The organism is Enterovibrio litoreus, assembly GCF_045679545.1.
Taxonomy (GTDB): domain Bacteria; phylum Pseudomonadota; class Gammaproteobacteria; order Enterobacterales; family Vibrionaceae; genus Enterovibrio.
In genome coordinates this window covers 200,368-223,770 of record NZ_CP166195.1, presented here as the reverse complement: position 1 = coordinate 223,770, position 23,403 = coordinate 200,368, and the positions used below count along the sequence as shown (strand labels likewise).

Genomic DNA, 23,403 nt, shown 5'->3' with positions numbered 1-23,403 from the left:
AATGAACATTCACTCACTCAGCTTTGATGGCATTGTCGAATTCGTAACAGTCGCCGATGCTAAAGGATTCAGCGAGGCAGCGCGTCGCTTGAACTGTTCGGTCAGCCATGTTTCTCGCCAAGTGTCACGATTAGAAAACCGACTTGGAACGGCGTTGTTTGCGCGATCGACACGCTCGGTAAAGCTGACGGAAACGGGGCAGCAATATTATCTGCAGTGCCAAGAGCTTGTTAGCGGGCTTGATCAAGCCAATGAGATGGTGACGGGTACGCAGTTTGATTTGCAAGGTACGCTGCGCATCAGCATGGCGGGGTCTTTTGCGGAGCAATTTGTCGCCCCTGCGCTGGTAACATTCGCCAAGCAGCACCCTAAGCTGACGGTCGAAGTGGATTTCAGCAGTCGACATGTGAATTTTGTGGAAGACGGTATCGACTTCGCGATTCGCTATGGTCGATTGCAAGATTCAGGGCTGGTGGCGAGAAAGCTCGCTGATCGCAGTCTAATGGCGGTGGCCTCGCCAGATTACCTGTTGAAACACGGCGAACCCAACCACCCCAAAGCGTTGGCACAACATTCGTGCTTAATCACCAACAACGACACTTGGCTGTTTGAGCATGATGGCAAAGAGATGCCTGTGAAGGTGTCTGGGCGTTTTCGATGCAACAACGCCAATGCCTTGGTGGAGGCGTGTAAAGGTGGGTTGGGGATTGGTTATATGCCAAAAAGCAGTTTCCAGCAGGCAATGAATGAGGGCGAACTGGTTCCTGTTCTCGCGCCTTTTTGGACACGAAAAATCACCTCTTGGGTGGTGTATCAAAACCGTAAGTTCTTGCCACTCAAAGCGCGTCTCGCTATCGACCATTTGTTGACACACTTTGAAGGGTGGCAGGAATAACGGATTCTCTTCGTTCTGTTTCATTTCGTCATCAAACCGTGACGATACTGCGATTTCAAAGGATAGACACTGTGAATATTTTAGAAGCAATTCGACAAGACTTGTCTGAGATTGGTTACCCAGAAAATGCGGTGAAAACCGGGGAGGTGAGAGGAGTATCTGCCAAGGCGTTTAAGAAGCTGGAAAGCAAAGACATTCATCATGTGTTTTCTGTGTGCGAAATGTTACTGGATGAAAGAGATTGGGCGTTAGGTGTCATTGCTTATGATTGGGCTTATCGAGTCAGGAAGCAGTATACCAAACAGACATTTTCCACATTCGAACGCTGGCTGTTCACTTATGTGAAGGACTGGGGGGATTGTGATGATTTTTGCACTCATGCGTTTGGTGAACTCATTTTGCAACACAATGATTTGTTTTCAAGGGTTGCAAACTGGGTTGACCATGAAAACTTCGCTATTAGAAGGGCCGCAGCGGTTGTGCTTATCTACCCCATAAACAAAGGGCGATATAGCGGCCTTGAGCCCTATTATATTGCCGATTTACTGCTTGAAGATGAGCATCATTTGGTACAAAAAGCCTATGGTTGGATGCTCAAAGTGTTGTCGCAAAAAGAGCCACAACCAGTTGTGGAATATTTGATAAAAAACCATGCTCGAATGCCAAGAACAGCCTTTCGGTATGCGCTGGAAAAGCTGGACAAGGGCACCCGCATGAAGCTTATGTCACTCTAGGATCATTACTATTTCAGCAATCAACAATCAACAATCAACAAAACGGCAGTAATGGAATTAGGCGATTTTGGGTGAAAGAAAAAGGGACAACGTTTTCGTTGTCCCTTTTTTGTGTTGCTTAGAAAATCTAAGACACGTCGCGTTCTACAAGCCCAACGTGTTCGCGATGCGTTGACCGTAGTCTGCATCGGCGTTGCTGAAGTGCTCGGTCATTTTGCGTTGAACATCTTCAGAAGCTTGAGACAGCGAACCGCAGATGGTTTCAATCAGACGCGCTTTTTCATCTTCGCTGAACAAGCGGTACAGGTTACCTGCTTGTGCAAAGTCGTCTTGATTGTAGCGACTGTAACGATCTGCTTCGCCGTCTAAACGCATTGGTGGTTCTTTAAATTCAGTGGCTTCAACCAAATCATCTTGTTGGTTAGGGCCAAAGTTTGGTGACGCATTTTGACCTGTCTGATGACCAGAGTAAGGGCATTGCGTGCCTGCCATCGCGCCAGCACGTTGGTAATGATTTGCCTGTGTGGCATGCGGGCAGTTTACGGGTAGGTGGTTGTAGTTTGCACCTAAACGGTAACGCTGAGCATCCGCGTACGCGAACAGACGCGCTTGCAGCATCTTGTCTGGAGACGCACCAACACCGGGAACCAAGTTGCTTGGCGCTAACGCCACTTGCTCAACTTCAGCGAAGTAGTTCTCTGGTAAACGGTTAAGTTCTAACTCACCGATTTCAATCAATGGGTAGTCGCTGTGCGGCCATACCTTTGTCAGATCGAACGGGTTGATGTGATAGGTGTTCGCATCCGCTTCCGGCATGATTTGAACGTTCACGCTCCAACGCGGGAAGTGACCGTCTTGAATAGCCAAAACCAAATCACGCTGGCTTGAATCTGGGTCAATACCGCGCAGAATCGCGGCTTGATCATTGGTCAAGTTCACTACGCCTTGTTGGCTCTTGAAGTGGAACTTCACCCAAAAGCGCTCACCTTTGTTGTTCCAAAGAGAGTAGGTGTGTGAACCATAGCCGTGCATTTGACGATAGTTAGCAGGAATGCCGCGATCAGACATCAACACCGTCACTTGGTGCATACATTCTGGGTTTAACGACCAGAATTCCCACATGGCCTGAGCATCTTTCAGGTTGGTATGTGGGTTACGTTTTTGAGTGTGGATGAAATCTGGGAATTTAATACCGTCACGCAGGAAAAACGTTGGCGTGTTGTTGCCGACGATATCGTGGTTACCACGTTGGGTGTAAAAACGAAGGCCAAAACCGCGAGGGTCTCGCTCTGCGTCCGCCGAGCCCATTTCGCCACCCACCGTTGAAAAGCGAACGAACGTTTCTGTTTGTTTGCCTTCGCCGTTGAAATGATCAGCCAGTGTGAATTCAGCCAGATCACGGGTCAGCGTGAATGTACCGTATGCACCAGTGCCTTTGGCGTGAACAATACGCTCTGGAATTCGCTCGCGGTTAAAATGCGCTAGCTTCTCGATAAGATGCCAATCTTGCAACAATACTGGGCCGCGCTCTCCGGCGGTCAGTGAGTTTTGATCATCGGCAACAGGTGCGCCATTCTGGCTGGTGAGGTAACGTGTATTTTCCATTTCTTTCCCTAAACATGTTCATGCTCGATGCACAAACAAGAATCAATATCATTCCAGTATGGAGAGTTATAAACGAATATTGGTTTTTAATATTGATTTAAATCATATTTATAGTGATAGATGTTATCTTTATGATGTTTTATTGGGGTATATGTTGGATCTGTGTGCAGGTGCTGTGTGGGGTTTTAGCATATGGGCGGACAGGAAAACCTAACAGAGCATTCAATCTGACGCGATGAAACCTTGGTGATGCTTCCATGTTTCAACCTGGTTCATTATGGTAACCTTGAGTCAGGTGCCAGCCTGCGTACTCTAAGTGACCTGTATGTCTGACAAGAGAATTGAATCGTGAACAGCGAAGTGAAAATCGACGTTAAAGGCCGTAAAAGTGTGGTCAACACGTGTACTGAACCCTGTGCCATCGAAAAGGGCATGCGTTTAATAGGTGGTAAGTGGAAAGGTTCGCTGATTTACCACCTGAAAGATGGACCCGTACGATTTAATGATTTGGCCCGTTTGCTCGGCGGGGCGAGTAAAAAAATGATCGACCAGCGCTTGAAAGAGCTGGAAGCGGAAGACATGGTCGTGCGTAAAGTGATCAGTGATCGCCCCATTGCGGTGAGCTATGAATTGACCGAGTTTGGTCGTAGTGCTTTGAAAATACTTGATGATTTGAGAGTGTGGTCCGAGCAGCATCGAATTGAACTTCGAAAATAACATCCGCCAGTCTGCAATGCGCGGACTGGTGGGTTTCTTCTGCACGTTATGCATTTCGGATAGCATTAACGCATAACGCATAACGCATAACGAATCAAATCCGAATGCTGTCGTCGCTATTTCCTCGGCTTCGTCGTCGATTTACGCACAACCAGCCTAGGTTGCAGCAATACCTTGCGAGGGAAAGCACTGTCGCTTTCTTTACGAATTTGACCAAACAACATGCGTACAGATTGATCGCCAAGCTGAGTTTGTGGCAATGATACTGTCGTCAAAGGAATGCGGAACCAATCAAGGTAAGGCATGTCATTGAATCCGGTGACAGACACGTCTTTAGGAATCGCTTTCCCCACCGCTTCTAGCTCTTCAATGCATCCCAAAGCCAACAAATCATTGGCTGCAATGACAGCGGTAACTTCAGGATGTTTTTCCAGTAAGCTTTTTGTCGCCAGCTTTCCTGCTGCTTCGGTGAATGCGCTAGCCAAAACCACAGGCGCGTTATCCGGCGGAAGTTCGAACATGTCAGCAATAGAAATAAAGGCGTGGCGTCGGCTTAATCCGCTAGAGATCTCGTTTGGGCCCGCAATGTGGGCAATGTGACGATGACCAAGCTTATAAAGGTGCTCGAACAGCTGATAGATACCTTCACGGTCATCAACTAACACCTGATCAGAGGCGAGATTGTCGATAACTCGGTTAACCTGCACCAGCGGTTTGCCATGATCGAGACAATAATCCACCGTGGGATCTTTGCGAAACGCCGAGGCGAGGATAATACCGTCTACATTTCGAGCAATGAGTCTTTTGACTTCCTCAAGCGCTAGAGCCTGATTGTTTTCGGTATACGCCAGCGTGAGTGTATAGCCCAGCTTATTGGTGAGTTGTTGGATTTCATGAACCAGAGGCGGGAAGATCGGGTTCAAAATATCGGGGATCATCATACCAATGGTTTTCGTTGCACCGCGCTTTAGCGCCGTTGCCATGGGATTGGCGGTATATCCCATTTCTTCACTTTTCTTTTCCACCATCTCAATGACACGGTCAGAGACCAGATGTTGTTTTTCTGGGCTCAATGCTCGTGACACCGTGGATGGGCTAATACCGAGAGCGGCAGCTACGTCTTTGACAGTTATGCGTTTATTTTTATCGTTATCCAAAACTATTCCCTAAAACAGCATTACCTAACGTGAATGAAACCGGGCAACGTTGCTTTAACATTGTATCAACCTTTGCATTGACAGCTAAGTTACTATGTGCTGCAATCGTTTGCAAGTTGGTGGTTTTTTGTGCGTGCAGCCGATCATGGTTTTTATTCGCGACAATCAACCACCTATTATTTGCTTAATCAATGCAAACGATTGCAATAAATGGAGTCTTAATGCTATGAGTATCGTGAAACCAACGGAACCGGAAATTATTCGACAGTCTGACATTGAACCAGGCTGGGACTGGTCTAAGCGTATTCCTGCACCCGGTAGGATGAGTGTCGACTTTGAACAGCGTGTGAACTTCAATCGATTGCATCAATATCGCTTGGGCCGTTCGCGTAAAGCTTTAGCAGAGTCTGGTTTGGGTGCGGTGCTTTGTTTTGACAATAACAACATTCGGTATTTGACCAGTACTGTCATTGGTGAATGGGCACGAGACAAAATTGCACGTTATGCCTTGTTTACGGGTAACTCTGACCCGTACTTGTGGGATTTCGGTTCTGCGGCAAAGCATCATCAGCTGTATCAAGGGCTTATCGACCCTGACCATTTCAAAGCCGGTATGTTGGGTTTGCGTGGCTCGGTGGCGAAAGAAGCAGGTTTGTTCAAGCAAGCGGCGCGAGACATTAAAGCACTGCTGGTGGAGGAGGGGGTGGCAGATATGCCTCTCGGCATCGATGTGTGTGAGCCGCCAATGTTGGAGGCGCTTCAAGCTGAAGGCTTAGATGTTCGCGATTGTCAGCAAGTGATGTTGGAAGCGCGTCAAATCAAATCCATGGACGAAATTGTGTTGCTCAATATGGCTGCAGCCATGGTAGATGGGGCTTATCACGAATTGGCGGTGAATTTAAAACCCGGCGTTCGTGAAAACGAAAGTGTCGCCAATGCCAACAAGTTTCTTTATGACAATGGCTCTGACGATGTAGAAGCCATCAATGCGGTCTCGGGTGAGCGCGGCAGCCCGCACCCACACAACTTTACTGACCGTATGTATCGCCCCGGCGATCAGGCGTTTTTTGACATCATTCACTCGTTTAACGGCTATCGCACCTGTTACTACCGCACATTGAACGTTGGTAGTGCTAGCCAAGCCCAGCAAGACGCTTACAAGCAAGCGCGTGAATGGATTGATGCAGCCATTGATCTCATCCGCCCCGGCATGACCACAGACAAAATCGCCGCAGTATGGCCAAAAGCCGAGAAATTTGGCTTTGCCAGCGAAATGGAAGCGTTCGGATTGCAGTTTGGTCATGGTTTGGGTTTGGCACTGCATGAGCGCCCAATTATCAGTCGTCTTGTTTCGATGGAAAACCCTTTTGAGCTTCAAGAGGGCATGGTGTTTGCGCTTGAAACCTATTGCCCGTCTGCCGATGGCAATGGTGCGGCACGTATCGAAGAAGAAGTGGTCGTCACAGCCGACGGCTGCGAAATCATTACGCTTTTCCCGGCGCAAGAACTCTTCATCGCCAATAAATACTGATTTGACAGCGGTTGTGGCCCTTTTTGCCAGTGTTATCGGCTTCTCATGTAGGCGTACTACCTGTCGAAGCCTCTGCCTTGGATAAAGAAGCCACGCCTGCTGCAAACTTTAGCTCAATAGCTCAATAGCTCAATAGCTCAATAGCTCAATAGCTCAATAGCGCATAGCACCGTTGAGCGTACCCAAGAAACATTCAAAAGGAACAGACTATGTCGGAAAACAGTCTGGAGACACGGCTGTCACTCTACCGCACCATGTTGCGGGCGAGAGGCTTTGAACAGCGCGCCTCCGATCTCTTTCTTCAAAACCTTGTGAAGGGCACAAACCATCTGGCATTAGGTCAAGAGGCCGTGGCAGCGGCATTTGGTGTCGCCATGCAAAAAGGCGACTACACCTATTGCACCTATCGCGGACACACTCACACCTTGGTGCGAGGTGCTGATATGACGGCGCTATTCGGTGAGTTAATGGGCCGAGACTGCGGCATTTTGCGCGGCAAAGGCGGTTCAATGCACTTAACCAGTGTTGAGCATGGTGCCATGGGTTCATACGCCATCATTGGTGCACAGCTATGTATTGCCAATGGCAGCGCATGGAAGAGCCAATACAAGAAAACCGGAGAAGTCAGCGTGGTGTTCTTTGGCGATGGCACCACCAATATCGGTGCTTTTCACGAGGCATTGAACTTCGCTGTGGTATGGAACCTTCCCGTTGTTTTCGTGTGTGAAAACAACCTGTATATGGAATACACCCCAATTGGCAGCGTCACGGCGGTTGAACATCCTGCGGCAGATCGTGCCAGCGCCTATGGGCTTGAGAGCATTATTGTCGATGGCAACGATGCAGATGCCATGTATGACGTTGCGTCTACGGCGATTGAAAAGGCACGCAGCGGTGGTGGCCCTTCTTTGATTGAAGCGAAAACGTATCGCCACCAAGGGCACTCTCGCGCCGATCCGGGTAAGTATCGTCCTGCTGAAGAAGTGGCGCGTTGGCTCGCGTACGATCCCATTCCTCTCTATCGATCACGTCTTGCGGATGAAGGCGTTGAAGAAAGTGTGTTGGCGGGGATAGAAAGCGACGTTGATGGGGAAATTGAACAGGCTACAGAGACGGCGAAAGCATCGCCGACGCCTGATACGTCATTGTGTTTTACAGATGTCTGGGCAAATGGAGGTTACGCATGGCGCAACTAATGAGTTATCGCGAAGCAGTTGCCGCAGGGATTGCGCAAGAATTACGCCGAGACGAAGACGTGGTGTTTCTTGGTGAAGATGTTGCTGCCGCAGGCGGTGTTTTCAAAGCAACCGTAGGGTTGTTTGAAGAATTCGGGCCAGAGCGCGTAAGAGACACGCCGATTTCAGAACAGGCCATTCTTGGCGCAGCAATGGGCGCTGCCATGACAGGTTTGAAACCGATTGCGGAAATCATGTTCTCAGATTTTCTTGCCGTGTGTTGGGATTTTGTCGCCAATGAAATACCGAAAGCGCGATACATGACAGCGGGTCAGGTGTCGGTGCCATTGGTGATCAGAACCGCGAATGGTGCAGGCTCGCGCTTTGGTGCGCAGCACTCACAAAGCGTCGAAAACTGGGCGATGATGATTCCCGGTATCAAGGTTGTCGCACCGTCAAACCCAGCCGATGCGAAAGGCCTGATTGCGGCGGCAGTGCGTGACCCAGATCCAGTGATTGTGTTTGAACACAAGTCGCTATATGCCATGAAAGGCGAAGTGCCTGATGGCGATCATGTGGTTAACCTCGGTGAAGCCAATGTGCTTCGCAAAGGCAATGACGTGACCATTGTGGCGCTGGCGGCCATGGTGCCAAGAGCGCAGAAAGCAGCGGAAATTTTAGCCAAAGAAGGGATTGATTGCTCGGTAATCGACCTGCGTTGCCTTGTGCCGCTGGATACCAAAACGATTTTAGAAGATGTCGCAAGAACGTCTCGGCTAGTGACAGTAGAAGAGAACCCTCAGCTATGTGGCTGGGGGGCTGAAATCGTCTCAATCGTGGGCAAAGAGCGTTTCTTTGATTTGGATGCGCCACCCACACGCATCACCACGCCGCATATTCCTCTGCCCGCCGCGGATAACTTGGAAGACCATGTGATCCCATCGGTAGAACGTATCGTGGCCGAAGTACGTGAGGTGGTTCAGATATGATTGTTGATGACATCACGCTGCCCACCGGATTAAAAATCGGTGGCGAGTGGCGACATACAGGGCGAGCAGACATTCCCGTCTACAACCCTGCTAACGAATCTTTGTTAACCTCGATTGCCAGTGCAGATTCACAAGATGCCAAAGACGCAATTGATGCGGCCAGTCGAGGCTTTGCGCAGTGGCGCAAAACGTCGCCACGCCATCGCTCCGAGGTGCTTCGTCGTGCTTTTCACCTGATGCAGGAGCGAAAAGAGACCATTGCGCGGATCATTACCCTCGAAGAGGGTAAAACGCTCAATGAAGCGCGGGGTGAGGTGAATTACGCCTCGGAATTTTTCCGTTGGTTTGCCGACCAAGTTGTGCAGATGAATGATGCTTTATCGGCAGCGCCCAATGGTGATAAAGCCATTATGGTGACCCATCACCCAGTTGGTGTTGCGTATCTGGTGACGCCTTGGAATTTTCCCGCTGCCATGGCGACGCGAAAAATTGCGCCAGCGTTGGCGGCAGGCTGCTCGGTGATCTTAAAGCCGGCGACCGAAACACCGCTTACGGCGTTGTATGTTGCCGCGTTACTGACGGAGGCAGGCGTGCCGGACGACGTCATTTCTGTGTTGCCATCAAAGAGCGCTCGCAGCATTTCTGACGTTATGTTTGCCGATGAACGCGTAAGAAAAGTGTCGTTCACGGGTTCAACGGAAGTGGGGCGTGTGTTGCTGCACAATGCGGCAGAGCGTGTGGTGAATAGCTCCATGGAATTGGGCGGTAATGCACCGCTGTTGGTGTTGGACGATGCGGATTTTGATACCGCTGTTGAACAAACACTGGTGGCCAAAATTCGTAATGCGGGTGAGTCCTGCATTGCCGCAAACCGAATCTATGTCGCGCGTCAGCATTATCACGCGTTCAGTGAAGCGTTGGCGGCGAAAATGGGGGCGCTAGTCATGGGTGATGGGACGCAAGACGGCGTAGATATCGGCCCATTGGTTAATCGTGATACTCAGAAGAAAGTCGCTTCACTGGTCGATGATGCCGTTGCAAAAGGCGCAAATTTACTGACAGGTGGCGTGCAGCCAAGTGGTGCCGGGTATTTCTACCCGCCGACAGTGCTCAATGACATTCCCGACAATGCAGACATTCTGTATACCGAAATTTTTGGTCCTGTTGCCGTGATCATTCCCTTTGATGATGAGCAGGCTGCGATTGATGCCGCCAACAACACCATCTTCGGTTTGGCGGCTTACGTGATGTCTTCTGATACGGCACATGCCGTTTCCGTTGCCAAACAACTTGAAGCGGGTGTGGTGGGGATTAACAAAGGTGTGATTTCTGATCCAGCAGCGCCCTTTGGTGGCATGAAGCAAAGTGGCCTTGGTCGCGAAGGTGGTTATGTCGGTATCGATGAATTCACTGAAACCCAATACATCGGCCTTGATTGGCCCGGTTGTTCCCAATAAGCCAGGAGGCAGACATGGATATCATCATGCCCCAACTAGGGGAAACCGTGGCAGAAGGGGAAATTCTTCTGTGGCACAAAGCCGAAGGTGACGACGTCAAAAAAGGCGACGCACTGTTTGAAATTTCTACTGATAAAGTCGCGATGGAAGTGCCCGCGATGGAAAACGGGGTGTTGACCAAAATCATCGCTGCCGTTGGTGAAATCATCCCTGTGGGTGAGCCCGTCGCCGTGCTAGCTGTTGAGGGCGAAGAGGTAGCCGTTGCGAGTTCAGGTAACTCAAGTCGCGCGGCATCCTCGGAGACAGAAGTCGCTAAACCTGCATCGTCGAATGAAGCCAAGTCTGGGTCGAACGAGTCCAAAACCCGCTTACAAGGCGGAAATGGTTTGTTTTCGCCAGCAGTGAAATACCTTGCTGCCACCAACACGGTCGATTTGTCAGCAATCGCTGGCAGTGGCAAAGACGGGCGCATCACCAAGCGGGATATGCAGGCGCACATTGAGCAATCAACTGTCAACAGCTCGCCAGAGAGAGATGCAGAAGCGTTGGCTGCTTTGGCAGAGCTATCACCCTCGGTGCGTCGTTTAGTGACAGAGCATGGTGTCGATATCAATCATGTTGATGGCACAGGTAGACATGGGCGTATTACCGAATCCGATGTCTTGTCTTATCTTGATGGTGACAGTGCACCAGCTTTGAGAGCACCGCAGGCCAGTCAATCCAGTCAGGCAAGTTCGCTTCCACCTTCGCCAATCTCGATTGAAGGGGAAGCGGTACCCTTTACTTTCATGCGTAAGCAAATTGCACGTCAGATGGCATCATCGGTGCAGAATGCTGTGCATGTCGCTCAGGGGATGGAAATCAGCTTTGATGCCGTTGAAGACGTAAGACAGGCAAACAAAGTGGCGTTCAAACAGCGTTATGGTTGCAGTTTAACGCCGCTCGCCTTCATTGCCAGAGCCGTTGTGAAAGCGTTACAAGCGTTTCCACAGCTTAACGGACAAGTGGGGATCGATAAGCTAGTGCTGAGTGTGCCAATCCACTTGGGCGTTGCGGTGGACCTTAATCATCAAGGCTTGGTTGTGCCTGTTATTAAAGATGCCGATGCGATGAATGTGTCGGGATTGGCGCGGAAAATTGCAGAGCTTGCCGCGAAAGCGCGTGAAAACCGGTTAACGCCGGATGATATGTCTGGTGCAACCTACACGCTTTCTAACAATGGCGGTTCAGGTACCGCGTTTACCACGCCCATTATCAATCACCCTGAAATTGCGATTCTGTCTATCGACAGCATTGTTCGCAAACCCGTGGTGGTGAATGTGAATGGCAGAGAAACATTGGGAATAGGCAGTGTGGGTATGCTGGTGCAATCGTTCGATCATCGGGCAGTGGATGGCGCGTATTCCGGTGCTTTCTTGCAGCAAGTGAAATCTATGATTGAGTCCCACGATTGGCAGGGCGAGCTCTAAGTCGAGGGTTAAATTAGGAATCGGTAACAAGCAAGGGTAACAAGAGCAACAACAAAGGGAGCTGATGCTCCCTTTGTTGTGTCTGGCTTTTGGACATAAAGCCACAAACATTAGTGCTCGTGGTGGTGTGATGGCACGTAGTCAGGATCAGTGTCACCGACCAGCGCTTCGGTGGTGAGCATTAACGCCGCGATGGAGCTTGCAGTTTGCAGTGACAATCGCGTCACCTTGGCGGGGTCTATCACGCCCATCTCCAGCATAGAACCAAATTTACCATTTGCCGCGTTATATCCGAATTCAAAGGGTTGATTGCTGACTTTTTCGAGATAGACACCGGCATCAAGCCCCGCATTTTTCACAATCTGTCTAAATGGCGATTTCATTGCATCTAGCGCGATTTGCATACCTGCTTTTTCATCATCGCTCGTGGCATCGGGCAGGGCCATGGTTTCACAAACACGCAGTAGAGCAATGCCACCGCCAGGCACAATACCTTCTTCAATTGCCGCTCGGGTTGCGTGCAAGGCATCTTCAACACGGGCTTTCTTTTCTTTGACTTCGGTTTCGGTGGCGGCACCCACTTCGATCAATGCAATACCCCCTGACAAACGGGCGCGACGTTCTGTCATTTTCTGAACGTCATATTCAGAATCAGAGCTTTCGATTTCGGCGTTGATTTGTGCAATGCGATCAGCAATTCGCGCTTCAGTACCTAGGCCTTTGATTAAGGTAAACGAATCTTTAGAGAGTTCGATTTTTTCGACCTGACCAAAGTCATGCTCACTGATCTGAGCGACATCATGACCGGTTTCAGACGACATGACGGTTGCGCCGGTGAGTGCGGCAATGTCATGCAAAATCGCTTGACGGCGTGGGCCGAAACCGGGCGTTTTCACGGCAACGACATCTAACGTTTTACGCATGTGGTTAACAACGAGGGTAGAGAGGGCTTCACCTTCTACATCTTCTGCCATCACAAAAAGCGGTCGTTTTTGCTTAGCCGCAATTTCCATGGCAGGCACCACTTGGTCAAACTGACTTAGTTTGCCATCAACCAGTAAGATCAATGGCATAGCATGTTCAACGCGCATTTTTCCTCTCACGTTGACGAAATGTGGTGAGAGATAACCGCGATCAAATTGCATGCCTTTGACCACGTGTAATTCGGTGTGAAAGCCTTTGCCTTCTTCAATAGTGACAACGCCATGTTCGCCGACGGCACGAATCGCCTCGGCGACGATCTTACCAATGCTAGTGTCATTGTTAGCGGAGATGGTGGCGACATGTTCAATGTCTGCTTCCTGGTTGCAAGGTACAGCTTGGTCTTTCAGCGCTATTACAGCGGCGTGAATGGCCTTTTCGATACCGTGCTTGATATCGATGATGTTGTAGTTCGCTGCTTGAGCTTTGAAACCTTGATTGAGAATGGCTTGAGCGATCACGGTCGAGGTTGTCGTGCCATCCCCCGCTTCATCGTTGGCTTTTGACGCGACGGCACGGATCAACGATGCCCCCATTTCTTCCATTTGCCCTTTAATCGCGACTTTGCGTGCGACGGAAACGCCATCTTTGGTGATGATGGGCGGTTGGTCGAAATTGCGCATGACCACATTTCTCCCCTTGGGACCGAGCGTCACCTTAACGGCATCGGCCAAAAGGTTCGCGCCTATCAGTAAGCGCTTGCGTGCGTCTTCGCCAAATTCCAGATGATCTTGATGCATAGCTATCCCTCGCGTTGTTTCTTGTCATTTGTATCTATAACGTTAAACCTTTTGCAAACGTTTGCAATAAAATCGGCATTTTTTTGCAATAAATGCGCATTCGAGGCGATTTTTACCAAAGTCGGTTTGTGATCAATATTGGGGTTTTGGAAGGAATATTTAATCTATAGAAACGGCGTGCTGGGAGATATTTTCTCTTTTTAACAAGGCTATAGCAATAGGCTGTTAAATATACCTACTACATCCTCTCAAAAATGAAGCAGGGTAGCCTATTTTTATCGTGCATTTCTTGTTCTATGCTTGTTGCTAAATGTAAATCATAAGTTAACGAAAATTCATTGCAAACGTTTGCTGTCGGCCTGAGGCTCAGGTGGCGAAGATCAGCAAAATAAGGAGGGCAACTTGGACACATCGAGACTGGCGAAGAAACATGTACTGATCACAGGGGCTGCGCGCGGCATGGGCGCGGCGGTTGCAGAAAATTTTGCAGAGCAGGGAGCAAAGGTTTGTGTGGCTGACGTGAATCTTGATGGTTGTCAGGAAGTCGTTGAGCGCATCAAAGCAAAAGGTGGCGAAGCAATAGCGGTGAAAATGGACGTGACCAAACGTGCTGATATTGCCGCAGGCGTGAAAGCAACCGTCGATGCGTTCGGTTCAATCAATGTGATGCTCAACAATGCGGGTATTAATAAACCTCTGATGTTCCTTGATATTACAGAGGAAAATTGGCAGCAAATCATGGATGTGAATGGTTTGGGTTGTTTGATGGGTATGCAAGAAGCTGCCAAGCAAATGATTGCTCAAGGCCCTGAAGATGAGCCTTACAAAATTATCAATGTTGGATCCATTGTGTCGCGCATGGCATTTGATGATGTGGTGCCTTACTCGTGCAGTAAGCATGCGGTGCTTGCGATGATCAATGGCGGCGCGAAGGCATTGGTGAAACACAACATTACAGTGAACGGCTATGGCCCTGGCGTGGTGCGTACCGAGCTTTGGGAGCAACTGGATAAAGATCTAGTCGCCATTGGTAAGTTTGAGAAGCCTGGTGAATCCATGGACACCTTGGCGCGCGAAATGATTCTGCTTGGTCGTTATTCCTACCCTGAAGATGTGCTCGGCACGGCCAGTTTCCTCGCAAGTAAAGACTCAGATTACATGACGGGTCAGCTCATCATGATTGATGGCGGCATGGTAATGCAGTAACAGGCCGGGAAGGTCTGTCGGAACTTGAAAGCACTCTCTCATTGGGTGCAACAGCAACGGAGCGGTAAGGATGAAAACAATCAGTAAAACCTTGTTAGGTCTGATGATTACGGCAAGTGCAACAGCAGTCAGTGCCAAAGATTTGGTCATTGGTATTACGCAGAACAATGTTGGTGTTGATTCATACCAAACCACCTACGAAAAAGCGTTTAAGGAAGCCGCTGGAAACACGGAAGGTGTGGAAACGGTGGTTTTGGACGCTGGTGGTGATGTCGCGCGCCAAATCGCACAGATACAAGATCTCATCCAACAGAAAGTGGACGTGATTATTATCTGGCCAACCAATGGTAAAGCGGTGGTGCCTGCTATTCGTAAAGCGAAGCAGTCGGGTATTCCGGTTGTTGTCACCAACTCCAATGTGGCAGAGGAAGGCCAACAGTTTATTGAATCCTTCTCTGGGCCAAACAACATTGTTCAAGGTGCGTATTCGGCCGAGATGATGTGTGATGCATTGGGTGGCAAGGGCGAGATCGTGCAAATTTCCGGTCAGCCAGGCTATACAACAGCTATCGAGCGTCAGAAAGGGTTTGAAGACAGACTGGCTGTTGCGTGTCCTGACGTGAAAATCATGGAAACGCAACCGGGTGATTGGAACCGCGAGAAGTCACAACGCGTGATGGAAAACTTCCTAACCAAGTATGACAACATCGACGGCGTCTATTCCGGTGATGACAACATGGGCGTAGGTGCGCTAAATGCAGCGAAAGCCGCAGGGCGTGAAGGTATTGCCTTTATCGGTGCCACCAACTTTGCGGTTGGCTATGAAGCCATGGGTCGTGGCGAGTACTGGGGTTCTGTTTACCAGTCTCCGGTAGATGATGCCGAAAACGCATTGGCGACGGCTATTGCTATCGCAAATGGCGAAGAAGTGCCGAAACTTAACTACTTCGATACGCCTAAAATTACGCAAGAGAACATGGCGAATTTCACCAAGCCTGTTTTCTAAAAAGCGTATCGCCTCTCTACTCTTACGTATGAGCGTTAATATTGACTAAGAGTACAGAGGCGTTGTTCTGCTTCTTTGGCCTTCTTCCGTATTTCATGGTTAGAAAGGCACCTTTCAGCAAGGATTGCGACGCTCTCTCTATTCATCAAGGGATATGTATATGGCTTCAGGATCTCCAACTGATGCTGCCAAAAAGGGTGGTGCAGTAGACGTTACAGCGCAAGCATTCTCCGTGAAAAAGCTCATGGCGCGACACGGTATTTTGGTTGCGTTCTTTATGTTTATTGTGGCGTTTTCACTTTCATCTGACCGATTTCTCAGCACGGATAATTTCATGACGGTGATCCGTCAAGCGTCTATCATTGGCACGATTGCACTGGGTGTGACCATCGTTGTTATTGGCGGAAACCTTGATCTGTCGGTCGGTTCACTGCTGTCATTTTCGACCGTCCTTGTGGTGGATCTACACGACAAAGTCGGCCCTGGCCAAGCCATTTTGCTGATGTTCCTATTTACCCTGCTGGTAGGCGTGGTGAATGGCTTTCTGGTTGGCTACTTGCGGCTAAATTCGCTCATTGTCACCTTGGGCATGCTCTCAGCGATACAAGGCTTAACCTTGATTTATACGGGGGGCCAAAACGTAGATATCGCAAATCAAGAAGACACTTGGTTCGCTGTGTTTGGGCGAGGTTTCTTAGGCCCCATCGCGGTGCCGATTATCATGTTTCTTGTGCTTGCGGTTATCTATGAATTGCTACTCAAACGCACATCATATGGGCGAAAGATTTTTGCCGTTGGCGGCAACCCAATCGCCACTGCGTATTCGGGCATTCGCCGAAATAAACTGGTGTTCAGTACCTATTTGTTGTCAGCCTTTTCGACAGGCTGCGCCGCGCTCATATTGGGCTCGCGGGTCATGGGGTCGCAAAATAACGTGGGGCAGGGCTATGAATTGCTCGTACTTGCAGGCGTTATTTTGGGTGGAACCAGTTTGTTAGGTGGCTCAGGCAGCATCACAAAAACCGTGATTGGTGTGTTGATACTGGGCTTTATTCAGAACGGCTTACTGCTGCTGGGCTTCCCTTATTACGCGCAATGGCTCGTGACATGGGCAGTGATTATTCTTGCTGTTTGGCTCGATGTGGGCACGAAACGCGGCAGTTTCTTCACCAAATTTTGACGGAAAGCCGAAGGAGATTAAACGATGGATAGAATTGTCCGCTTTCTGAAAACGCAACCGATATGGATATTCGTTGTGTTTTGTATTGTGTTATTCAGCTTTTCGTCAGAATACTTTTTTGATATCACCAACTTTCAAAACATCTTGATCCAAACCTCCACGATTGGCTTTATTGCGCTGGGGATGACGGTGGTGATGATCAACGGCAACATTGATCTCTCGGTCGGCGCCGTGGTGGCGTTGTCGGCCAGCCTTGCCATTGAACTGCAAGGCTCGATCGGTATACCCGCGGCAGTTCTGATTGCGCTGGCCTCAGGCGCTTTGCTTGGGATGCTAAATGGGGTGATTGTTTGGAAGACGGGGGTCGATGCATTCATCGTGACTCTGGGCGCCATGATTGGAATTCGTGGTCTGGTATTCGTGTATACCGGTGAACAATCTTTCTATGCCAGCGATTTTGCTTACTCAGATTTTGGTTCAAGTTCGGTGTTTGGTTTTCCAACGTTGGCGCTACTGTTTTTGGTCGCTACGTTAATTATGCACTTCGTCATGAAGTACACCGTTCATGGGCGCAATAGCTATGCCGTGGGCGGAAACCGAAAATCTGCGATTGATGCAGGGATAAGAGTTGGCCCTCACATGATGATCAATTTCATGCTGGTGGGTTTCTTTGCTGCGCTTGCAGGGGTGACGCTTTCCACCCAAATGGGCGCGTCGACACCCAATCTTGGGCGTGATTTCGAGCTGTGGACCATCACCGCGGTTGTACTTGGCGGAACCCGTCTAACTGGGGGCGCGGGCAGTATCATGGGAACGCTCGGAGGCGTACTTGCTATCGGCATTTTGCGAAACGGGTTGAATCTGCTTCAAGTTCCCGCGTTTTACGTGCTGGTGATCATGGGCTCGATACTCATTCTTGTTCTCTTTATCGATAAGAAAGTTAACCAAACTGAGCGTGGAGGTGTGAGCGCATGAATATGGCAGCAAAGACAAACGCTGAAGCCGCTTCACCATCAGTCGCACCGACACTGGAATTGAAAAATATCAAAAAGGTGTTTCCCGGTGTGGTTGCTCTGAATGGCGTGAGTTTTGATATTCGAGCAGGTGAAGTGCATGCACTGCTCGGAGAAAACGGCGCGGGCAAATCAACCCTAATGAAAGTGATGTCCGGCATTTATCAGGCCGAAGAAGGCGATATTCTGATTGATGGCGAGGTGGTCAAGCTAAAAACCCCGATGGATGCTAAGCACCATGGCATTTTGATGATCCACCAAGAGTTATCGTTGGTGGAAGACATGACGGTGGCTGAAAATATTTTCCTTGGCATGATGCCCACCAAGTTGTTTGGTGTGGTGGATTACACCAAGCTTCGCGCGCGCGCCGCAGAAATTCTCGAACGTTTGAATTGCGATTTTGGGCCTGATGACCAGGTTTCGTCGTTGACCATTGCTAAAAAATACATGGTAGAAATCGCGCGGGCTTTAGTGTTTACACCCAAGATTGTGATTTTTGATGAACCAACGGCATCGCTGACAGACTATGAAAAAGTCGTGTTGTTTGAGGTGATCAAAGAGCTACAAGCACATGGCGTGGGCATTGCTTACATTTCTCACCGAATGGAAGAAATCTTCGCCATTTCTGATCGCTTATCCGTGCTGCGAGACGGCGAATACCGTGGCACTTTGATCACAAAAGAGACCAATGAACCGGAAGTGACGGCGATGATGATCGGCCGTGAACTTGAAACGGGCAAAGTGGTTCAAATGGCGGCGGGTGGCGATATTCGCCTGGAAGTGGAAGGGTTGTCGCTTGAGCGTCACTATCAAGATATTTCGTTTAAGATCCGTGAAGGCGAAGTATTGGGTATGTATGGGCTGGTTGGCGCTGGGCGTACTGAAATCGCAGAAACCTTGTTTGGTTTGCGTCAGCCTGATTCCGGCACTATTCGCTTTGAGGGCCAAGAAGCAGTAATCAACGACAGCCAAAAAGCGGTAGAGCTTGGTATTGCCTTGGTACCGGAAAACCGCAAAGAACAGGGCTTGGTGTTGGCCATGAGTTGTCAGGACAACATCACGATGGCGCAGCTCGATCGCGTGTCTGTCATCGGTTGGCTCCTCGAAGGAAAAGAAAGCAAAGTCTACAAAAAATACGCCGACCAACTGTCCATCAAAGCGCCCGATGGCAGTTATCCCGTGGGCAACCTTAGTGGCGGTAACCAACAAAAAGTGGTGATCGGCAAGTGGCTGTCGATTCATCCTAAAGTCCTCATTCTTGATGAACCAACACGCGGTATTGATGTGGGCTCCAAGTCAGAAATTCATGCCCTGATCCGAGAACTCGCACGATCTGGTCTCGCTGTTTTGGTGATTTCTTCGGAAATGCCAGAAGTGCTGAGTGTCAGTGATCGAATACTCGCCCTCTATGAAGGGAAAGTGATGGAAGAGTTTACGGCTGAAACGGTCACCGAGAATCGATTGGTCACCGCCATCACAGGTCAAACGGCTGAGGCGACAAGCAACCTCAGTTAACGCTGCGTTTCAATTCAGTTCGTCAACAATTCAGTTCGACAACTTAGTACATAGGTATCGCATGCACATTGGCTTTATTGGATTAGGCCGGATGGGGTGGCTGATGGCCGCCAATCTGGCTCGCGAAGGCGTTCGCCTGTCGGTTTGGAACCGAAGCGAAGACAAGTCCCGTTCACTCACTGATGCATTTCCGAATGTGAGCGCCGCGAAAACACCTGCTCAAGTCGCGTCGACCTGTGATGTGGTGTTTACCATGCTTGCCAATGATGACGCGGTGAAATCGGTATATTTGGAGGAACAAAGCGGTTTGGGGGCGATAACGATTCAACATGCTACCCATTGGGTGGAAATGAGCACCATCAGTCCCGCGTTGTCAGAAGAACTTTCAGACTTTGCCAAAACAAAAGGCGTTAACTATATCGATGCTCCAGTTTCCGGCAGTGTAAACGCGGCCGAAGCGGGTGAGTTGGTGTTTATGTTGGGTTCAGATAATGCCGTGCCAGAGCGTGTTCAACGCTGTTTTTCGATCATGGGTAAAGCGCAGTTTTTGCTAGGCAGCGCGGGCAGGGGGCATGCGGCCAAGCTTCTCATTAACAGTGTGATTCACAGCCAGAATCAGATTGTAGGAGAAATTTTAGCCTTGGCCGCTTCTTGTCATGTTGATCAGAAAATGCTGATGACCTTGTTGGGAGAAAGTGCGGCGGGCTCGCCCATGATTCGATTTCGGACACCACTTTACCTTGGCGAAAGTGACGCTGTCACCTTCTCGCTTCACTTAGCAAAAAAGGACATGGCGCTTGTGGCAGACATGGCAAAGCAACAAGACTGGTCGCTGGCACAAATCAAGACAAATTTGCAGCAATTGGAAGCGGCAGAAAAGCAAGGTTGGGGTGAAAGCGACATGGCGGCTATCGCCCCGTTCTTGGCGAGCCAAAAGAATCAATAACGGTGTGCAATAAGGAAAAGGCGATGGCAAAGAAAGCGGCGTTGTTTGTGGGTGGTTGGGAAGGACATACACCAACGGTATTTTGTGACTGGGCAACACAACTGCTAGAAGAGGAGGGGTTTGACGTCACGTCATATGACACGTTCGAATCCTTGTTAGACCCGAAAGTGACTGCCTCACTAGACCTCATTGTGCCTATATGGTCTAGCGCCCGAAGTAGCCATCAGGATGAATTTGGCAATATTACGCGCGAGCAAGAGCAAGCATTGCTGAATACAATTGCAGCAGGTTGTGGCATCGCGGGTTGGCACGGACATATGGGTGACGCCTTTCGCGATCATCCGACCTACCATTTTATGATTGGTGGCCAATTTGTTGCCCATCCGCCAGGCTGGCCGGACAACCCTGTTCCGTCTGATGATTTCGTCGATTATCGCGTCACGTTCACTAAAAATGACGACCCCTTCATGACGGGGTTAGAAGATTTCGATATTCATGGCGAGCAGTATTACATGCTGGTTGACCCAAGCAATGATGTTCTCGCCACCACGACTTTCTCTGGGGACTACCTGCATTGGATTGAGGGTACTGTCATGCCCATCGCATGGCGTCGCCGCTGGGATCAAGGAAAGGTATTTTACTGCTCGATAGGCCATACCGTGGAAGAATTGCAACACCCGATGGTAGACAAATTGATGCGCAAAGGTTTTGTCTGGGCGGCTAGGTAGTTAGATATATCTAGGCCTAGATCGAAACAGCCACTGAACTCTTCAGTGGCTGTTTGTCGCTGGGGAAAGAGCAGTTGCGATATACACTTTAGATTGACTTGTTTACTGCTGCTTCTTGCTTGTCATTTTCTTTGATGTTCCAGGCATTTCTTTGCGGGATCTTTTGGTCATGTACTGTGCTGGTGGCGACCTGATTTCGGCCACTGCGTTTGGCACGATAGAGCAGAGAATCTGCCTTATCGAATACATCAGAGAACGACAAGTTAGAGGCTGAAGGGCTGACTAATAATGCACCTACTGAAATAGTGACTACGGTGCGCTCGGAAGCATGAGGAATAGCGAGATCTTCAACGCTACTGCGCATTCGTTCTGCAACCGTTTCAAGCGCGCTAGCATTTTCAATTTGAAGCAGAGCGACAAACTCTTCGCCGCCAATTCTGAAACACAAGTCGTCTTGGCGTAATGCGCTTAAAATGGCGTTTGCGGTGGACTTAATCACGACATCACCGCGTCCATGTCCGAAGGTGTCATTAAATGCTTTGAAATGGTCAATATCACAAACAACAATGCCAAAAAGCTTATTTTCGGCACGCGTTGCTTGGAAAAAAGCGTCTGCATGTTCTGTATAGCTGTGGCGTCCTGCTAGCCCAGTGAGCGCATCAGTATCCGATTGATGCCGCAATATCTTCATTTGTGTTTGGGCTTTGAGGGTTAGCGTGTGAAGACCACGAGCCAGCACACCAATCTCATCATTGCGGCGAAGCTCCTCGAGATCCGAGATATCGAGGTGTTCGATGTCATGGTCTATTCGTTTAGCTAGCCTACTTAGTGGTGCAACCAACCAATGTGTGACGCCGATAATCAGCAATAGAGAAACACACAATGCCACAAAGGCTTCAATGGCTAAGGTGATAAATATCTGCTGCTTAAGAGTGAACAGATTAGCAGCATCAAACACCGCCCAAACATGACCGCCATTTTTGTTGATCAGTGGCAATTGTACGATCAGAACCTCATCCTCTTGGTGAAGCTGAAACGCTTTTTCTGAATGGCTAGAAGGAGGCCAGCGTGGCGTAAACGATGATGATAGACGCGTACTTTTTTGCAGAGCGTCCAGGTCATCAACTGTTTTGTTGAGTACGAAATTCAGTTTTCTATTTCTCACCTTGTCTTGATTTTCGGGATTATCAAGCGCAGCCATCAGCGTGTTTTTTCGTGCTGAGACGTCGTTGATCTCATCTTGCGTGACATCCGTTCGCCACACTGTCATGTGCTCTCGTGAATAGCGCACACTGACGGAGTTTTCGCTGTAATCTGATTTCCCCTGGATGTCGAGAAACAACAACTCTCCAATATTGAAGAGTGCTTCATTTTGAGAGGGCATCATTAGGTTGGCATAATTTCGGCCTGCGACTGCGGCGGAAAAGTCACGGACCAGAGGCGTCAGCGTGCGCTCGGCCCGTTCGTTGGCATAGTTAACTCGGCTTTCCCATTCACTTTGATAGCGCGAGGCGCTCATCCCAGCGATAAGCACTAGCACCAACATCAGATGAGAAACAAAGAGAAGCTGATTTATCGTAAATCTTTTTAGCACTCTAAAATCCAAATCAAAGGGGAACGGTTAACTGAAATTACTCATAAAGAGAAGAGACAGGCTCCGTGCAGGTGCCGTTTATACATATGTCTTTGTAAGTATCATGACAACTTTGACAAAAGGCAGGCTCTAAGGAGGAGTGCATGCTGCTGATGTCTTCACCTTTTCGGTTGTAGCTACCATAAAGGGCTAATCCGCCAAAGTGCTCTGTTACCCAGATAATTCCCTGTGCTTCAGACACGGCAATCACTGTCGGCCCATCGCTATAAGGGCCATGGGTTTTGTATTCTTCAAGTTTCTTGGGATTCACGCGGATAGTGAGAGGCGAGCCTTGACCATCATTGATCCATGAATATGCTCTTACGGATTCTTGCATAAACAAAGAGGCGTCAGGGGGGAGAACGGTATCCGCTGGGAGATTCATGGATTCTTTAACAACGGGCCAGTCTTCCCAGCCTTTTGGGTAACTAGCAATTGAATCTGCGAATACTGAGCTGCTAAACAACAGCGTGAATAAAAAAGTAAAATATCGGCGAGCCGAAAACAACATAAGTAAATTCCATTTTAGTAACAACATTTAGCGTCTTGAGTGACCAAGTCTCATTTATGATAATTGTTACGATGGGGGTGTCACAATAAAATCCTTCAATAATGCGGCGTTGCAACAGGTCTAAGCAAGAATTGCAGACATGACGACAACAGATCTTCAGCCCCCAGTGCCTCTTTGTCACTTCGCGACATCTCCGGCTGACTCATTGTTGATTC

General features: G+C 49.2%; 20 protein-coding genes. 15 read left to right on the top strand and 5 right to left on the bottom strand.

Going from position 1 to position 23,403, the window contains the following annotated elements; all coding sequences use genetic code 11:
• The first annotated feature begins 1 nt into the window (after position 1).
• Positions 2-895 carry a LysR family transcriptional regulator gene (locus AB8599_RS16700; protein ID WP_407334033.1) on the top strand — a complete coding sequence of 298 codons (894 nt, stop codon included), beginning with the start codon at positions 2-4 and terminating at the stop codon, positions 893-895.
• A 71-nt stretch (positions 896-966) separates the two neighbouring features.
• Positions 967-1,629: a DNA alkylation repair protein gene (locus AB8599_RS16695; RefSeq protein ID WP_407334032.1), complete on the top strand. Its 663-nt coding sequence runs from the start codon at positions 967-969 to the stop codon at positions 1,627-1,629.
• A gap of 144 nt (positions 1,630-1,773) precedes the next feature.
• On the opposite strand, the gene katB is transcribed toward AB8599_RS16695, so the two are convergent.
• Positions 1,774-3,234, bottom strand: coding sequence for a catalase KatB (gene katB / locus AB8599_RS16690; protein ID WP_016958868.1), 1,461 nt, complete (start codon positions 3,232-3,234; stop codon positions 1,774-1,776).
• A gap of 348 nt (positions 3,235-3,582) precedes the next feature.
• On the opposite strand from katB, the gene AB8599_RS16685 reads away from it, so the two are divergent.
• Complete coding sequence (locus tag AB8599_RS16685; RefSeq protein WP_407334031.1) at positions 3,583-3,951, top strand: winged helix-turn-helix transcriptional regulator; 369 nt, start codon at positions 3,583-3,585, stop codon at positions 3,949-3,951.
• A gap of 116 nt (positions 3,952-4,067) precedes the next feature.
• Here AB8599_RS16685 and AB8599_RS16680 read toward each other — a convergent pair whose 3' ends face one another.
• Positions 4,068-5,108, bottom strand: coding sequence for a LacI family DNA-binding transcriptional regulator (locus AB8599_RS16680; RefSeq protein ID WP_407334030.1), 1,041 nt, complete (start codon positions 5,106-5,108; stop codon positions 4,068-4,070).
• A 226-nt stretch (positions 5,109-5,334) separates the two neighbouring features.
• On the opposite strand from AB8599_RS16680, the gene AB8599_RS16675 reads away from it, so the two are divergent.
• From AB8599_RS16675 to AB8599_RS16655, 5 genes are all read left to right on the top strand, one after another.
• A complete protein-coding gene (locus AB8599_RS16675; RefSeq protein WP_407334029.1) occupies positions 5,335-6,639 on the top strand; it encodes a M24 family metallopeptidase in 1,305 nt (434 codons plus the stop codon).
• Between the two features lie 209 nt (positions 6,640-6,848).
• Entirely contained in the window at positions 6,849-7,835 is a 987-nt protein-coding gene (locus tag AB8599_RS16670) for a thiamine pyrophosphate-dependent dehydrogenase E1 component subunit alpha (protein WP_407334028.1), read from the top strand.
• Positions 7,823-8,803, top strand: a complete 981-nt coding sequence (locus AB8599_RS16665) for an alpha-ketoacid dehydrogenase subunit beta (protein WP_407334027.1) — start codon at positions 7,823-7,825, stop codon at positions 8,801-8,803. Before AB8599_RS16670 ends, AB8599_RS16665 begins: the two co-directional genes overlap by 13 nt.
• Positions 8,800-10,260 (top strand): NAD-dependent succinate-semialdehyde dehydrogenase, encoded by a 1,461-nt coding sequence (locus tag AB8599_RS16660; RefSeq protein WP_407334026.1) that lies wholly within the window; start codon positions 8,800-8,802, stop codon positions 10,258-10,260. The genes AB8599_RS16665 and AB8599_RS16660 overlap by 4 nt, the downstream gene beginning before the upstream one ends.
• Before the next feature lie 14 nt (positions 10,261-10,274).
• Entirely contained in the window at positions 10,275-11,729 is a 1,455-nt protein-coding gene (locus AB8599_RS16655; RefSeq protein WP_407334025.1) for a 2-oxo acid dehydrogenase subunit E2, read from the top strand.
• A gap of 110 nt (positions 11,730-11,839) precedes the next feature.
• On the opposite strand, the gene groL is transcribed toward AB8599_RS16655, so the two are convergent.
• Complete coding sequence (groL, locus tag AB8599_RS16650; RefSeq protein WP_407334024.1) at positions 11,840-13,450, bottom strand: chaperonin GroEL; 1,611 nt, start codon at positions 13,448-13,450, stop codon at positions 11,840-11,842.
• Between the two features lie 402 nt (positions 13,451-13,852).
• Here groL and AB8599_RS16645 point away from each other — a divergent pair, with 402 nt between their 5' ends.
• The 7 genes from AB8599_RS16645 to AB8599_RS16615 all read left to right on the top strand — a co-directional run bounded on the left by AB8599_RS16645 (position 13,853) and on the right by AB8599_RS16615 (position 21,044).
• Positions 13,853-14,656, top strand: coding sequence for an SDR family NAD(P)-dependent oxidoreductase (locus tag AB8599_RS16645; RefSeq protein WP_407334023.1), 804 nt, complete (start codon positions 13,853-13,855; stop codon positions 14,654-14,656).
• Between the two features lie 70 nt (positions 14,657-14,726).
• Positions 14,727-15,662: a sugar ABC transporter substrate-binding protein gene (locus tag AB8599_RS16640; protein WP_407334022.1), complete on the top strand. Its 936-nt coding sequence runs from the start codon at positions 14,727-14,729 to the stop codon at positions 15,660-15,662.
• A gap of 160 nt (positions 15,663-15,822) precedes the next feature.
• Complete coding sequence (locus AB8599_RS16635; RefSeq protein ID WP_407334021.1) at positions 15,823-16,842, top strand: ABC transporter permease; 1,020 nt, start codon at positions 15,823-15,825, stop codon at positions 16,840-16,842.
• 24 nt (positions 16,843-16,866) lie between these two features.
• A complete protein-coding gene (locus AB8599_RS16630) occupies positions 16,867-17,817 on the top strand; it encodes an ABC transporter permease (protein ID WP_407334020.1) in 951 nt (316 codons plus the stop codon).
• Positions 17,814-19,370: a sugar ABC transporter ATP-binding protein gene (locus AB8599_RS16625; protein WP_407334019.1), complete on the top strand. Its 1,557-nt coding sequence runs from the start codon at positions 17,814-17,816 to the stop codon at positions 19,368-19,370. Before AB8599_RS16630 ends, AB8599_RS16625 begins: the two co-directional genes overlap by 4 nt.
• A gap of 61 nt (positions 19,371-19,431) precedes the next feature.
• Positions 19,432-20,316 carry an NAD(P)-dependent oxidoreductase gene (locus AB8599_RS16620; RefSeq protein WP_407334018.1) on the top strand — a complete coding sequence of 295 codons (885 nt, stop codon included), beginning with the start codon at positions 19,432-19,434 and terminating at the stop codon, positions 20,314-20,316.
• Between the two features lie 23 nt (positions 20,317-20,339).
• Positions 20,340-21,044 (top strand): ThuA domain-containing protein, encoded by a 705-nt coding sequence (locus AB8599_RS16615; protein WP_407334017.1) that lies wholly within the window; start codon positions 20,340-20,342, stop codon positions 21,042-21,044.
• Positions 21,045-21,132: 88 nt separating this feature from the next.
• On the opposite strand, the gene AB8599_RS16610 is transcribed toward AB8599_RS16615, so the two are convergent.
• Positions 21,133-22,638 (bottom strand): GGDEF domain-containing protein, encoded by a 1,506-nt coding sequence (locus tag AB8599_RS16610; RefSeq protein WP_407334016.1) that lies wholly within the window; start codon positions 22,636-22,638, stop codon positions 21,133-21,135.
• Between the two features lie 37 nt (positions 22,639-22,675).
• Complete coding sequence (locus AB8599_RS16605; RefSeq protein WP_407334015.1) at positions 22,676-23,188, bottom strand: hypothetical protein; 513 nt, start codon at positions 23,186-23,188, stop codon at positions 22,676-22,678.
• Positions 23,189-23,403 lie beyond the last annotated feature (215 nt).

Coding starts and splice junctions, on each gene's coding strand:
- AB8599_RS16700 (WP_407334033.1), top strand. CDS start 2: ATGAACATTCACTCACTCAGCTTTGATGGCATTGTCGAATTCGTAACA.
- katB (WP_016958868.1), bottom strand. CDS start 3,234: ATGGAAAATACACGTTACCTCACCAGCCAGAATGGCGCACCTGTTGCC.
- AB8599_RS16675 (WP_407334029.1), top strand. CDS start 5,335: ATGAGTATCGTGAAACCAACGGAACCGGAAATTATTCGACAGTCTGAC.
- AB8599_RS16670 (WP_407334028.1), top strand. CDS start 6,849: ATGTCGGAAAACAGTCTGGAGACACGGCTGTCACTCTACCGCACCATG.
- AB8599_RS16665 (WP_407334027.1), top strand. CDS start 7,823: ATGGCGCAACTAATGAGTTATCGCGAAGCAGTTGCCGCAGGGATTGCG.
- AB8599_RS16660 (WP_407334026.1), top strand. CDS start 8,800: ATGATTGTTGATGACATCACGCTGCCCACCGGATTAAAAATCGGTGGC.
- AB8599_RS16655 (WP_407334025.1), top strand. CDS start 10,275: ATGGATATCATCATGCCCCAACTAGGGGAAACCGTGGCAGAAGGGGAA.
- groL (WP_407334024.1), bottom strand. CDS start 13,450: ATGCATCAAGATCATCTGGAATTTGGCGAAGACGCACGCAAGCGCTTA.
- AB8599_RS16640 (WP_407334022.1), top strand. CDS start 14,727: ATGAAAACAATCAGTAAAACCTTGTTAGGTCTGATGATTACGGCAAGT.
- AB8599_RS16635 (WP_407334021.1), top strand. CDS start 15,823: ATGGCTTCAGGATCTCCAACTGATGCTGCCAAAAAGGGTGGTGCAGTA.
- AB8599_RS16630 (WP_407334020.1), top strand. CDS start 16,867: ATGGATAGAATTGTCCGCTTTCTGAAAACGCAACCGATATGGATATTC.
- AB8599_RS16625 (WP_407334019.1), top strand. CDS start 17,814: ATGAATATGGCAGCAAAGACAAACGCTGAAGCCGCTTCACCATCAGTC.
- AB8599_RS16620 (WP_407334018.1), top strand. CDS start 19,432: ATGCACATTGGCTTTATTGGATTAGGCCGGATGGGGTGGCTGATGGCC.
- AB8599_RS16615 (WP_407334017.1), top strand. CDS start 20,340: ATGGCAAAGAAAGCGGCGTTGTTTGTGGGTGGTTGGGAAGGACATACA.
- AB8599_RS16605 (WP_407334015.1), bottom strand. CDS start 23,188: ATGTTGTTTTCGGCTCGCCGATATTTTACTTTTTTATTCACGCTGTTG.